This window comes from Nitrosomonas sp. (genome assembly GCA_031316255.1).
In the GTDB taxonomy this organism is placed as follows: Bacteria; Pseudomonadota; Gammaproteobacteria; order Burkholderiales; family Nitrosomonadaceae; genus Nitrosomonas.
In genome coordinates this window covers 672,801-686,637 of the sequence record JALDQW010000001.1, presented here as the reverse complement: position 1 = coordinate 686,637, position 13,837 = coordinate 672,801, and the positions used below count along the sequence as shown (strand labels likewise).

The following is a 13,837-nucleotide window of genomic DNA, read 5'->3' as shown; positions in this document are numbered from 1 at the left end:
ATTATCAGGGTTTTTGCTGTTCAAAACGACCAGAAAATGCTAAAATAAGCACTTGTTTCTGGTCGAAATGGTGATTTATAGATGCTCACACCCAGCAAAACTTTTCATCAACCCAGTTTGTTTGAAACTGACCTGTTATTACAACTTGATCCTTCCGATCCGTTGCTCAAACTATCAACCGTTATCCCCTGGCACGTGTTTGACGAAGCGTTTAGCGTTCATTACACCGAAGGCATCGGCGCGCCCAGCAAACCCATTCGCCTGATGGTAGGATTGTTGATCCTGAAGCAACTGGAGAACTTGAGCGATGAAGCGGTAGTATTGCAGTGGAAGCGCAATCCGTACTACCAGGCTTTTTGCGGCATGAAAGAATTCCAACGCAGATTGCCTTGCCACAGCACGGAGCTGGTTCATTTTCGCAAGCGGATTGGCGCTGAAGGTGTTGAACGGATATTCCGGATGAGCGTTGGTTTGCATGGCAAAGCGGCGCAGGAAGATGCGGTTCATATTGACACCACAGTACAGGAAAAGAACATCACCTATCCGACAGACAGCAAGCTTGCAATCAAAATCATCAATCGCTTGAACAAGCTTGCCAAAGCGCATGGCATTCCCCAGCGGCGCACCTTCGTCAAGGAAGTCAAATCCCTGCGCCTGGATATTCGGCATTTTCGCCATGCCAAGAAAAGAGCCAAGGCCAAGCGTGCGCTGAAACGGTTGCGAACCATTGCGGGCATTTTGATACGGGAGCTCAGAAGGAAGCTGCCGCAGTACTGCTTGTTTGAACGCTACCAACAGGATTTTCTGCTGTATGAGCGTATTTTGAAACAGCAACCCAAAGACACAAACAAAATCTATTCCCTGCATGAACCACAGGTCTACTGTGTTGCCAAAGGAAAAGACCATAAACAATACGAATATGGCAGCAAGGCATCAATCGCCTGTACGGCGCGAAACAATATCATCGTCGGCGTGGTCAACCATGAACAAAACCTGCATGACAGCCATACGTTGCCGGAAATACTTCAGCATGTTGAAACATCGCGTGGCAAAACAGCCAAACAAGCAGTGTGTGATCGCGGCTACCGTGGCAAAAGTGAAGTCAATGGAACAACAATCATTCTACCGGGAAAAGCACTCAAACGAGACAGTCGCTACCAGAGAGACAAGAAGCGTAAACAATGCAGAAGGCGTGCAGCTATTGAGCCCATTATCGGCCACTTGAAATCGGACTATCGAATGGCAAGAAACTATTTGAAAGGCGCCATCGGTGATCAGATCAACCTGCTGATGGCTGCTTGCGCCTGGAATCTGAAACAATGGCTGTTGGCCATTTTTTGGCTGTTTTTTGCAGCAAAACATAAGGCAAAAATAAGCATTGCCGCCGGAAATTCCTGAAGAAAAAGTTCGCAGACAAGATAAAGAATCCCTGGTTGAAATTATTGTGCTTAAGATCTTTCAGAATATCTTTTTTCAGGGTTGACTACTTATAAAGATAGTAAAATTGATTAAAGGGCATCGCTAAATATCCATATTTTGTCACAATACTTTGTTGTTCACAGAAAATATCTCCTTACCTATCAACCCTATGCTGCGTGAATATTTTTTGCTATCAACAAAAACTGGCCTCGTCTTGTTTAAAACTCTGAATTTTTAGAGGTGCCCTAAAGCCTGCCGTCAATATTTGAATTCCGGTACCAGTTGAGCGTACGGGATAAAGGTGGCGTATCCTACAATACTCCCGATATCAGGCCCAATGAAACTGTTGCGAGTAAAATAGCCACCATAATCTGAACAAAGCGAATAGTTACCTTTTTGAGTAGTTTGGAACCGAAATATGCGCCAGCGAAGGCAGAGAACGTGGCGGCGGTAATCAGCGGCTATTCAAGTTGCTTCTGTTGTATTGAAATGTCCAGACCATAAATCACCATGCGTGACAAATCAACCATAACGGCAATAGCAATTCCGGTGGCGATAAATGTTTCTTTACTGAGGCCGGCTTTTAGCAAAAACATACTTCGGAATGCACCCTGATGGCCGGATAGTCCGCCGAAAAAACCGCTGATCATGCCGCCAACAGACAGGTATTTGCGGTCTAAAACGATTTTTGAGAAGCGTGGCGATAATTCGATCGTGACGAAGAAAATAATCAGTAGTCCGATAACCAGTTTAAGTGGCGAAACCTGAAGTGCGTTGCCAAAAGCCTGGTATTCATAGATGGGGCGGATATCGCTTAGCCAGGTCATGAGCGTGGCGCCCGCAAAAGCAGCGATAATCGCGGGTAGACCAAAACGCAGGAGTACTTGCCGGTCGGCATGTTTTCCGAGCAGACCGGTTTTAAAAAAATTATTTGCCAGATGAACCATGGCCGTCATGGCAATCGCGGTTTCGAGCGGGAAGAATAGCGCGATTACAGGCATCAGCAGTGTGCCAAGCCCGAAACCGGAAAACAATGTCAGTGCAGAGGCAACCATTGTGGCCAGGCAGACAATGAAAAAATCCATGGTTATGGTTTTGCTAAAGCCTGGTGTTGCGGGATTAAGCTTGCCAATCTATTTTTATTTTTGCATCGGTTTGCGAAATATGGGTTAAACCCCAGTTCGATATTTCCTTGAGTAGCGGGGCAAGTGAGCGTCCTTTCTCTGTCAGATGGTAGGAAAAGCGCACCGGGTGTTGCTGGTAGGGTGTTTTTTTCAGGATATCGAATGAAACCAGTCGCTTTAACCGATCCGCCAGTATATTGGTCGGGATACCCTCGGGTGAAGCCTGAAATTCACTGTAAATATTTTTTCCTGAAAATGCGTCGCGCAAGATCAGTAATGTCCATTTGTCGCCCACAATTTCCAGTGCATTGGCAATCGGACAAGGCGACCGCATGCGGTCAATCTGTATCATTTTTCCAGAATCTTTCATAGTATTAGTATAGCGTATTTATTTTTCGGCTTGCAAATCAAAAGCAACGGGTGCTGTGTCAGTCAATTTTTTAAAGCAGGATATACTCGTAGTAAACATTTTCAGCATAAAGAATTCAATCATATCCGGTGGATTCGGTTATCGCCAAAACGGTACCGCAGGCTATTGAGAGAGATGCTGTGTATTTCTAATAAGGTTTTTTACGTATTCCCAATTCATAGAACAATACGGAGAGCAGGTATTATTCAAGCACAAAAAATAGAATGACCAGATAAATGATGGTATGTGCCGTTAAATGAAAACTATGCATCACAAGTAAAGCCGGAATTAACGATTCCGGGACTTGATCCAGAAGCGGCGCCATTGAGCTTGGCCGCATATTCAGCCGCCGCTTAATAAAGCTTGACAGCAGATCGCCACTCATGGCCCCGGCTGCAATTAAAAAACCGGTTTTTAAATCGTAATCGAGCAACACCGCTGCCGGACAGGTTAGCAACAATGAAGCCATCAGCCCGCGCCAGGTCTTGGTGTTTCCGAAAAGCCGTTTTTGATCAATAAAATAAATGTGAAAATCTACCGGATAAGCCATTTTATGACCGGCCAGATACCGGAGTGCTATCGGTGCGCCGTTTGCTGTGATAACCAGTGCGAGAAGGTGCGGGAGTGATTCATCCATACGATGTTTTCCGTGTTATCCGGGAAAATAATGATTAATGCATTCAGTCGCGTATTGTATTAAAATGCGGTTTTGGACATAAAGCAATTATTCAAAGAAAGCAAATATGTCGAAAAATTTTACACTCTATAAAAAATTTATATCTTATTTTAAAGTGTGCTGGCATAATATCCAATATATCAATGTGTTAACAGGTATTAGTAAATATGGCACGAGAATTGCTTATATTAAAGTGAGGTTTTGAAGAAATTGAAGTTGCTGATTTTCAATTTCGGATTAAATTGGTACTGGAATTAGGATTTAGGTTGTTTTTAAATCTTGATTCATTAAATTTTGGATTGTTAAGGAGTGCTTTATAATGAAAAATACAGTTTTAAAAGCAACGGTAGCAGCAATTGTTGGTCTATCAATGGCGAGTGTAGCGAATGCTGCGTTAATTTCAGGCGGAATTGGGTTAAGTGGTAACTATACCCCTGTTGATAGTTTAGGCGCCCCAAGCGGGGGAAATCTTTTAAATGCGGACGGATTTGATATTGGCAATGCCATTGTCAGCACAACATCAGGCGATTTTAGTGCGGAAGGACTGTCATTTGGCGATACGGTTAATCATAACGATTTTTACTTTAATCCGCCAAATACACCAGTTGCTCCACTTTGGACGACAACTACGGGTACGACTGGAGACTTTAGCTTTGATTTGAATACGTTATATGTAGACGTTCAAACTGCAACTCAGGTTAATCTGTCTGGTATGGGTATATTACATCATCCGAGTTTTGAAGATACAAAAGGAACTTGGACATTTACAGCAAATTCTTTAGGCCAAGGAACATTTACATGGTCTTCATCTAATGCTGTTCCTGAGCCATCAATTCTTGCGTTAATCGGACTCGGAATGTTGGGATTTGTCGGAAGCCGCCGTCTGAGAAAGGCCTAAGCTGATCAACTAAAGACAACAGTTGACTTTAAACTACAATAAAAATACAACTGTTAGTCAGCTTGGCTTAAAATTGAAAACCCCATAGTAACTAGGTTATATGGGGTTTTTTTGTTGCCACCGCTTGTGCAATTTTGTTTGCGTATACGGTGTTTGGTCCAGCCGATGTATCAACGCTTATTGAGCAGCTCCCTGAGCACATAAGGGAGTATTCCACCATGCCGGTAGTAGTCAACTTCAATTGCGGTATCGATACGGCATAACACCTGGGTTTCTTTTTTCGTACCATCCTGTCGATGAATGACAAGTGTGATATCCTGCTGTGGTTGCAAATTGTCCAGGCCGAGTATGTCAAATTTTTCGACACCTGTGATGCCAAGTGATTGTGTATCTTCGTTATTTTTGAATTGCAGCGGCAGTACGCCCATGCCAATCAGATTGCTGCGGTGGATGCGTTCATAACTGGCTGCAATCACGGCCTTGACGCCGAGTAATTGCGTGCCTTTCGCCGCCCAGTCCCGGCTTGAACCGGTGCCGTATTCTTTGCCGCCGAATACAACAGTGGGTTTGCCGTTTGATTGATACTTCATTGCAGCATCATAAATGCTCATTTCTTCTGCAGGCAGGCTTTCCGATTGATATAGTGTAACGCCGCCTTCGCTTCCGGGTACCATAAGATTGCGGATACGTACATTGGCGAAAGTGCCGCGCATCATGACTTCATGGTTGCCACGGCGCGAACCATAACTGTTAAATTCCGCTCGTGATACCTGATTTGCCTGTAAATATTCGCCGGCTGGAGAATCGGCCTTGATTGCGCCGGCCGGGCTGATATGGTCAGTCGTAACTGAATCGCCAAATATGCCCAGTGCACAGGCGCCTTTGATATCGCTCATGCTGCCTGTATCAATCGGTTGTAGAGAAAAATGATCAAAAAACGGGGGTTCTGCGATATAGGTCGAAGATGGCCAGTTGTAGGTTTCTCCGGTGGTTGAGGATATCGTGTTCCACAGCGGGTGATCCTTGGTCAAATCGCTGTAAAGTTCGCGGAATGTATCGGCGCGGGTTGCGAACTTCATCAGCGCCTGTATTTCCGCGCTGCTTGGCCAGATATCCTTCAGCCAGACTGGATTGTTTTGCGCATCTGTTCCCAGTGGTTCGTGTGCGAGATCTTTCAACATTGTACCGGCGATGGCATAAGCAACAACCAAAGGCGGGGAAGCCAGGAAATTTGCGCGGATATTGGTATGAATACGCGCTTCAAAATTACGGTTGCCTGAAAGCACGGCGGAGCAGACCAGATCGTTCTTGACGATTGCTTCTTCAATGGGCTCGGCCAGCGGACCTGTATTGCCTATGCAGGTGGTGCAGCCATAACCGGCGATACTGAAACCGAGTTTTTCCAGATAAGGCAGCAGGCCTGTTGCCGTAAGATAGTTTGTCACTACTCTGGAACCGGGCGCCAGCGATGTTTTGATATGGCGTTTTACCAGCAGTCCTTTTTCGACAGCTTTCTTGGCCAATAGACCTGCTGCAATCAACACGCTCGGGTTTGATGTATTAGTGCATGAAGTGATGGCCGCAACCAGGACATCGCCATGACCAAGATCGACAGCCCTGTCAAATTTATTGGCCGGAATGTCAACGGTATCCGGTGTCGGATGGTTGCTGACCATTTCAGTGACATGACGGTCGGAGTTGTTTTCCAGACAACTTTCATCCGGAATGGTTGTGTCGAGCTGTGTGCATACTTGTGCATCCGATTCCAATGGGCGGATGGGGTAACGGTGATTCAGATCGCCGGCTTGCTTGCCAAAACCGCCATCGGCCACCGGCTTGCTGAGCAGTTCGTTGAATCTGGTTTTGAGCTGGGCCAGATCGATACGGTCCTGTGGCCTTTTGGGGCCGGCCAGCGAAGGCGACACAGTATTCAAGTCAAGTTGCAGAACACGGCTGTAGTCAATGTCGCCGGAGCGTGGAATGCCGTACATTTCCTGCGCCTGAAAATAACGCTGGAATGCAGTAATTTCTTCATCGCTGCGCCCCGTTCCTTTAAAATATTCGATTGTCGCGTCATCGACGGGGAAAAAGCCCATGGTTGCGCCATATTCCGGGGCCATATTGGCAATGGTGGCGCGGTCGGGCAGTGTCAGCGAGGCGGTGCCCTCGCCGAAAAATTCAACAAATTTGCCGACAACCTTTTCGCGGCGCAGCATTTCGGTGATTGTGAGCACCAGATCGGTGGCGGTGACGCCCTCGCATAGTTGCCCGGTCAAATTAACCCCGACGACATCCGGTGTCAGGAAATAAACCGGTTGTCCAAGCATGCCTGCTTCGGCTTCTATGCCACCGACGCCCCAGCCGACAACGCCGATACCGTTGATCATGGTGGTATGCGAGTCGGTGCCTACGAGGGTATCAGGATATACAACGCCGTTTTTTTCGTGTACACCGTGCGCCAGATATTCCAGATTGACCTGATGGACGATGCCTATGCCCGGTGGAATAACCTTGAATGTATCGAACGCCTGCATGCCCCACTTGATAAACTGGTAGCGCTCATGATTCCGTTCAAATTCAATTTCCATATTAAGCTTGAGTGCATCTTTGTTGCCATAATGGTCAACCTGAATGGAATGATCGACGACCAGATCTACGGGAACAAGCGGTTCGATCAATTCCGGATCTTTGCCCAGTTTTTTGGCCGCACTGCGCATTGCCGCCAGATCAACCAGTAAAGGAACGCCGGTAAAGTCCTGCAGTACAATACGCGAAACAACAAATGGAATTTCGTGCGTCCTGGCGGCATCAGGTTGCCAGTCAGCCAGCTGCCGGACATGCGCTTCAGTAATTTTTTTGCCATCACAATTGCGCAGCACGGATTCAAGAATAATCCGGATGCAGACCGGTAAGCGTGAAATTTTGCCAAGACCAATTTTTTCCAGTGCAGGCAGGGAATAGTATTTGGCGCTTTTGCCTTCGGAAATCGTCAGATCTTGCAGGCTGTTAAACAGATTGTGGGTCATGATGTGTTCCTAGTAAAGCATGTAATTGTTGATATTCGTTATTTTCCAGAGACTATTGTAGCGCATGGTCGTTCTGATGTAAGGATAGCAGGAAAGCTGAAAAATTTTAAGGCTGAATGAGGGGTGAGGGATAGGTGGAGGGAGAAGTTGAATGGGGTGGCTGATGGGGCTCGAACCCACGACAACCGGAATCACAATCCGGGACTCTACCAACTGAGCTACAGCCACCATTAATCAAGAAAAAAGCGTCGATGCTTTTTTTTGCCCAAATCGATTGGGTCGGTGTATCTATTAAAGTACCAACTATTCGATAGAAATAACAGTGGCGTGCCCGACAGGGATCGAACCTGTAACCCCCAGCTTAGAAGGCTGGTGCTCTATCCAATTGAGCTACGGGCACCTTATCGGACATGCCCCGTATATCTAGGGCTGAAATTGGTCGGGGTGGAGAGATTTGAACTCCCGACATCCTGGTCCCAAACCAGGCGCGCTACCAGGCTACGCTACACCCCGGAAAAGCCGACACTATACCCTTTCAGCGAAAAAAGGTCAATTTCAAATTCTATAATTACACTCTTCTCATGGAATCAAAGAAATCGGAGTTGTTTTTGGTTGCCTTGATTTTATCCAGCAGGAATGCCATGGCATCCATGTCATCCATGGGATGCAGCAATTTACGCAAAACCCAGATTTTTTGCAGCACATCGGGTTCGATCAATAACTCTTCCCGGCGTGTTCCGGAACGGTTGACGTTGATGGCAGGGTACATGCGTTTTTCTGCCATGCGACGGTCGAGATGTATCTCCATGTTACCGGTGCCTTTGAATTCTTCATAGATCACATCATCCATGCGCGAACCGGTATCGATCAGTGCTGTGGCAATAATGGTTAGCGAGCCGCCTTCTTCAATATTGCGCGCGGCGCCAAAAAAGCGTTTGGGCCGTTGCAGCGCGTTAGCGTCGACACCGCCGGTCAATACCTTCCCAGACGCCGGAGCGACCGTGTTATAGGCACGTGCAAGGCGTGTGATTGAGTCGAGCAGGATGACGACATCTTTTTTATGTTCCACCAGGCGTTTGGCTTTTTCTATGACCATGTCGGCCACCTGTACATGACGCATGGCTGATTCGTCAAACGTGGAGGACACTACCTCGCCTCTGACCGAACGGATCATGTCCGTGACTTCTTCGGGGCGTTCATCGATGAGCAGCACCATGAGAATCACATCCGGATAATTGGCGGCAATAGAGTGCGCGATATGCTGAAGCATGACTGTTTTACCCGATTTCGGACTGGCTACCAGTAAGCCGCGTTGCCCTTTGCCTATGGGTGCAATCAGATCGATGATGCGGCCGGTAATATTTTCTTCCGCTTTGATATCGCGTTCGAGTTTTAAGGGATCCGTCGGGAATAGAGGCGTCAGATTCTCGAACAGAATTTTATGCTTCGAATTTTCAGGCGGTTCGTTGTTGACTTTGTCGACTTTAACCAAGGCAAAATATCGCTCACCATCCTTGGGTGGACGGATTTCACCGTCTATCGAATCACCCGTATGAAGATTAAAACGTCTGATCTGGCTTGGTGAAATATAAATATCATCCGGTCCGGCAAGATACGAGGTATCTGGTGAACGCAGAAAGCCAAAACCGTCCTGTAAAACTTCCAGCGTACCCTGGCCGTAAATACTTTCACCTTTTTTTGCCTGATTTTTCAATAATGCGAAAATCAGGTCCTGTTTTCGCATTCTGTTGGCCCCATCAATTTCATTGGCGGTGGCCATTTTAACGAGTTCGGTAACATGAAGATGTTTAAGATCGGATAAGCGCATGGAAAAGTTCTATGAAAATAAAAACGTATAAATTAATGAAATTTAACGCAAACGATGAACGTTGGAAGGAAAGTAGCTGCTGATGGGGTAAACAAAAAAAGATTCAGTAAAAGGCGAGTGATTTATTGGTTAAATCACTTGTCCTATGTCCATTCAATTGAAAAGCATAACCACATTAAAGATGGCTGTCAACAAACGCGGTTAATTGAGATTTTGATAACGCGCCGACTTTTGTTGCTTCTATGTTGCCGTCCTTGAACAGCATTAATGTCGGAATGCCCCGAATGCCGTATTTGGGCGGTGTAACCTGGTTTTCATCAATATTCAACTTGGCAACCTTGAGGCGTCCATCATATTCACTGGCAATTTCGTCTAAAATCGGGGCAATCATTTTGCACGGACCGCACCATTCAGCCCAGTAATCAACCAAAACAGGCAGCGATGACTGTAAAACTTCGGTTTCAAAATTTGCATCAGTAACGTAATGAATATGCTGGCTCATATAATCCTCATTAAAAATTATTGCCGATTCTTGTTTCTTGTAAGTAATGAAAAGATCATTTCAGGTTATAGTTGCACTCATTCCCGTTATGAAAGAAGTGGCATGTATAAAACAGACAAATGAAAAAACTGATTAACTCGTTATGCTATATAAAAATCAGGCAAAAGGGAAGTATCTGTTGATAGAAATGATTGATTAATAATAATGATAATACAAGCTGAAATAATTTCAAGCCATAAAGTGAGGGTTTCTTGCTATTATTCCTTAATTGTATGTTAAAAATGAAACCACTGGAAGTGGCCGGTAATGCAAAACTCCGGCAGTCATTGTTTTTTGATTTTTTAGCCACCGGATGACGCCTGCTTATTGGACCCGAGCTACACTGGAATTGACTGCGCGAGATGAAGTCATGGGCCGGTTGATTCAGCGTTTTGACGATATTGCGCTCAAAACGCGCGGAAATGCTTTTTCAACGCTGGCACGATCAATCGTGGGTCAACAGATATCCGTCAAGGCTGCAGAAAGTGTCTGGCAAAAAGTGATTGCCGCTATTCCTGAAATTTCGCCGCATACGATTCATGCTGCGGAAGAAGACTTGCTCCGTGCCTGCGGTTTGTCGCTCAGAAAAATAACTTACCTAAAGGATTTATCACGGCATTTCCATGAGGGTGTCCTCGATGTGACCGGATGGAATGCGATGAGTGATGAAGCCCTGATCACGCAACTGGTCCAGGTCAAAGGCATAGGCCGGTGGACCGCCGAAATGTTCCTGATTTTTCATATGTTGCGCCCGGATGTTTTGCCGCTGGACGACATCGGCTTGCAGCGTGCGATCAGTCAGCATTATTTTGCGTCCCAACCGGTAGGTAAGAAAGCCATTCAGGAATTGGCGAAAACCTGGCAACCCTGGCGCTCGGTGGCAACCTGGTACTTGTGGCGCAGTCTGGATCCGTTGCCGGTGGAGTATTGAAGACAGTTTTGTTTATAATGCTTCAAATAATCTTTGTTTTGTTTTGTTTTGTTTGCTTTGCCCATGATCGATTACAGTCATTTCCGGATGTCGTTTATGCATCTGGAATTGCAATTTGAAAACTATCTGTCGCTTGATTCCGTGTTGCCGGTATTGACACAGGAAGCCGTGGCAGAATCGGTGATCCAGCGTTTTGAGACCTGTTACGATTGCATGTGGAAGATTCTGAGGCGGTATTTATTTGAGTTTAATTATCTGGAATGACGTTCCTGAATTATTCAGGAAGATTATTCAGCGCGAACACAGGGTGCTGATTCATCATTGACGGGATGAATCAGAACTTATGATGCGCCTTCTTAAAAAAGAAATTACAACTTGTTTTGTCCATGACACTGAACTATTTTGACCATAATGCCACTACACGGGTGGATGACGCGGTGATGGAGGCGATGCTGCCTTATTTTCAGCAGGAATTCGGCAATGCGTCCAGCCGCCATGAATACGGTATGACCGCACGGCGGGCAATCGACAGGGCGCGTGAGCAAGTGGCGGCGGCTGTCGGCGTTCAACCGGTACAGGTGATTTTTACCAGCGGCGGCTCCGAAGCCAATAACCTGTTCATCCGGGGCGCCGCAGACAGTTTGAAAGCGGATCATATTTTCATCAGTGCAATTGAGCATCCTTGCGTACTGAAGCCAGCACAGGCTTTGGCGCAGCGGTCTGCAGAGCGCTGGACCCTGCACCGGCTGGCAGTAAGCCAACACGGCCAGATTGATGTAAATGCGGCACGCGAAGCGATGACGGCGCAGAAACCGGTGCTGGTTTCGGTGATGCTGGCGAATAACGAAACCGGAGTGATACAGGATGTCGCGTCTATTGCTGAAATTACGCGCGATCAGAACAAGCACGCATATATTCATACCGATGCAGTGCAGGGACTGGGTAAAATTGCGGTTGATTTTGCCGCGCTCAACGTACATGCGATGACGTTATCGGCGCATAAAATTTATGGGCCTAAAGGTGCAGCCGCCTTGATCGTCGACAAGCGTTTGTTATTAAAACCGTTGATTTATGGGGGAGGCCATGAGAACGGATTGCGTTCCGGTACAGAAAATGTCCCGGCAATAGTCGGTTTTGGGGTGGCCTGCGAACGGGTAACAGCGCGTATGACCGAAACTGCGCAGCATGTTGCGCAATTGCGAGAAAGGCTGGAACAGGGGCTGGTTGCAATGGGTGCGGAAATTTTTGGCGCCGGTGCCGCACGTATTCCGAACACCACTTATTTTTCCCTGCCCGATGTGGAAGGCGACACACTGGTCGTGAAACTGGACAAGGCGGGATTTGCCGTTGCCAGTGGCGCGGCCTGTTCCAGTGTCAACCCGGGACAAAGTCATGTACTCGAAGCGATGCGGGTTGATCCGCTTTTGGCGCGTTGTGCTGTGCGCATCAGTTTCGGGCACAGTAATACCATGGCGCAGGTTGAAGCATTTCTGTCGGCGATGAAAAGTATTGTGGACGCGTTAAGAAGCATGAGCAGTCTTTCATTCTGATTTATTTTCAAACGGATCGGTCAAATTCCAGCAATGAACAAGGTATTCAGGTTAAAATTCATGCATACTTTGATTAATAACACGATATCGAATTTGTGAACGCTGTAAAAGCCATTATCCTGAGCGCCGGACAAGGCCGGCGCCTGCTTCCGCTGACCGAAAATTCCCCAAAATGCCTGTTGCCCGTTGCAGATCGCCCCGTGCTTGCATGGCAAATCGACGCACTGTTTGCCGCTGGAATCGACGAAATTATTATTGTTGCAGGTTTTCAGGTGGGACAAATTGAAACACTGTTGCAGGAACGCTATGCAAACCACGACAACATCAAAATCGTCTTTAATCCGTTTTATGAGGTGGCGGATAATCTCGCCAGTTGCTGGCTGGCGCGCGATGCAATGAACGGTGATTTTCTGTTGTTGAACGGCGATACCGTGATAGAGCCGGCGCTGGTAACACAGGTATTGAATTCACCGGTTGCCCCGATTACACTGAGTGTGGATTTTAAAAAAAGCTATGATGCGGATGACATGAAAGTGCAGCTCAATGGCGATGGCTGGGTCAAACAGGTCAGTAAAATTATTCCCTCTAATCAGATTGATGCGGAATCTATTGGATTAATCTATTTTCGCGAGAAAGGGGCGGTCTGTTTCAGTCAGGCGCTGGAAGCCGCATTACGCCACCCGGCCGAATTAAAATCTTGGTATCTGTCCATTATTGACAAGCTGGCCGGACAGCATCTGGTGAATTCGTGTTCTGTTTCGGGCTATCGCTGGTGCGAGATTGATTTTATTGAGGATCTGGCGAGAGCGGGCATGCTTTTCACCCAGCAAACGCAATAACTAAAGATTAAACGGAGGGATGCGTGAAAACAGTTGAGCTTAACGCAACCATGCGCAAATTCGGCGCGCCAGAAACGATTATTCACTCGTTCCAGTACTGGAGTGTGATGCTGCGTCCTGCGCAGGTGACACTGGGTGCGCTGGTGCTGGCTGCACATGAACCGGCTAAAGCATTCTCGGAACTCAGTCCTCAAAGCTTTACTGAATTGCATGCCGTCACCAATCAGCTCGAATTTGCCCTGACAAAAGCGTTTCAATATGACAAATTGAATTACCTGATGTTGATGATGGTCGATCCTGATGTGCATTTTCACGTTATTCCGCGTTATGCGCAATCGCAACAATTTGCCGACAGGGAATTTGTCGATGCGGGATGGCCGGCTGTTCCTAATCTGGGTCATGTCAACGAAACGGATGAGAAAGCCAATCAACTGATTATGGATCAAATCAAATCCTGCTGGTCATGAAAGCGTCAGAAGAGATAAAGCCAGTGTCAGAATCAGATTCGGAAGCTGTGTCGGACTCCGCTGCCAAAGCGGAGACTGCACTCGAAACCGAAACATTTCCGCTACGTGAGGCGCATCAATTGGTCAGCG

13 protein-coding genes and 3 tRNA genes are annotated in these 13,837 nt (G+C 46.8%); 7 read left to right on the top strand and 9 right to left on the bottom strand.

Annotated elements, in window-relative coordinates; translation table 11 throughout:
* Positions 1–81: 81 nt before the first annotated feature.
* Positions 82–1,398, top strand: a complete 1,317-nt coding sequence (locus MRK00_03200; protein MDR4516384.1) for an IS5 family transposase — start codon at positions 82–84, stop codon at positions 1,396–1,398.
* A 482-nt stretch (positions 1,399–1,880) separates the two neighbouring features.
* Here the strand turns inward: MRK00_03200 and MRK00_03195 are convergent, their stop codons facing one another.
* The 3 genes from MRK00_03195 to MRK00_03185 form a co-directional block, all read right to left on the bottom strand.
* Positions 1,881–2,504, bottom strand: coding sequence for a sulfite exporter TauE/SafE family protein (locus MRK00_03195; GenBank protein MDR4516383.1), 624 nt, complete (start codon positions 2,502–2,504; stop codon positions 1,881–1,883).
* A gap of 34 nt (positions 2,505–2,538) precedes the next feature.
* Entirely contained in the window at positions 2,539–2,895 is a 357-nt protein-coding gene (locus MRK00_03190) for a helix-turn-helix transcriptional regulator (protein MDR4516382.1), read from the bottom strand.
* Positions 2,896–3,154: 259 nt separating this feature from the next.
* Positions 3,155–3,589: a CDP-archaeol synthase gene (locus MRK00_03185; GenBank protein ID MDR4516381.1), complete on the bottom strand. Its 435-nt coding sequence runs from the start codon at positions 3,587–3,589 to the stop codon at positions 3,155–3,157.
* A 358-nt stretch (positions 3,590–3,947) separates the two neighbouring features.
* Between MRK00_03185 and MRK00_03180 the strand changes: the two genes are divergently transcribed.
* Positions 3,948–4,526, top strand: coding sequence for a PEP-CTERM sorting domain-containing protein (locus MRK00_03180; protein MDR4516380.1), 579 nt, complete (start codon positions 3,948–3,950; stop codon positions 4,524–4,526).
* A 170-nt stretch (positions 4,527–4,696) separates the two neighbouring features.
* On the opposite strand, the gene MRK00_03175 is transcribed toward MRK00_03180, so the two are convergent.
* From MRK00_03175 to trxA, 6 genes are all read right to left on the bottom strand, one after another.
* The gene (locus tag MRK00_03175) at positions 4,697–7,552 is read right to left on the bottom strand and encodes an aconitate hydratase (protein MDR4516379.1); all 2,856 of its coding nucleotides are present in this window, start codon (positions 7,550–7,552) and stop codon (positions 4,697–4,699) included.
* Positions 7,553–7,704: 152 nt separating this feature from the next.
* Positions 7,705–7,780: transfer RNA gene (locus tag MRK00_03170), tRNA-His, on the bottom strand.
* 95 nt (positions 7,781–7,875) lie between these two features.
* Positions 7,876–7,952, bottom strand: a tRNA-Arg gene (locus tag MRK00_03165).
* 36 nt (positions 7,953–7,988) lie between these two features.
* Positions 7,989–8,065, bottom strand: a tRNA-Pro gene (locus MRK00_03160).
* Positions 8,066–8,120: 55 nt separating this feature from the next.
* On the bottom strand, positions 8,121–9,380 hold the full coding sequence (gene rho / locus MRK00_03155) for a transcription termination factor Rho (protein MDR4516378.1): 1,260 nt from the start codon (positions 9,378–9,380) through the stop codon (positions 8,121–8,123).
* Positions 9,381–9,555: 175 nt separating this feature from the next.
* Entirely contained in the window at positions 9,556–9,882 is a 327-nt protein-coding gene (trxA, locus tag MRK00_03150) for a thioredoxin TrxA (protein MDR4516377.1), read from the bottom strand.
* Positions 9,883–10,234: 352 nt separating this feature from the next.
* Here trxA and MRK00_03145 point away from each other — a divergent pair, with 352 nt between their 5' ends.
* From MRK00_03145 to MRK00_03125, 5 genes are all read left to right on the top strand, one after another.
* Entirely contained in the window at positions 10,235–10,852 is a 618-nt protein-coding gene (locus MRK00_03145) for a DNA-3-methyladenine glycosylase (protein MDR4516376.1), read from the top strand.
* A gap of 33 nt (positions 10,853–10,885) precedes the next feature.
* Positions 10,886–11,116, top strand: coding sequence for a nucleotidyltransferase substrate binding protein (locus tag MRK00_03140; GenBank protein ID MDR4516375.1), 231 nt, complete (start codon positions 10,886–10,888; stop codon positions 11,114–11,116).
* Positions 11,117–11,238: 122 nt separating this feature from the next.
* A complete protein-coding gene (locus tag MRK00_03135; GenBank protein ID MDR4516374.1) occupies positions 11,239–12,402 on the top strand; it encodes a cysteine desulfurase in 1,164 nt (387 codons plus the stop codon).
* Positions 12,403–12,497: 95 nt separating this feature from the next.
* Entirely contained in the window at positions 12,498–13,241 is a 744-nt protein-coding gene (locus MRK00_03130) for a phosphocholine cytidylyltransferase family protein (protein MDR4516373.1), read from the top strand.
* A gap of 50 nt (positions 13,242–13,291) precedes the next feature.
* Positions 13,292–13,708 (top strand): HIT family protein, encoded by a 417-nt coding sequence (locus tag MRK00_03125; protein MDR4516372.1) that lies wholly within the window; start codon positions 13,292–13,294, stop codon positions 13,706–13,708.
* Positions 13,709–13,837: the final 129 nt, after the last annotated feature.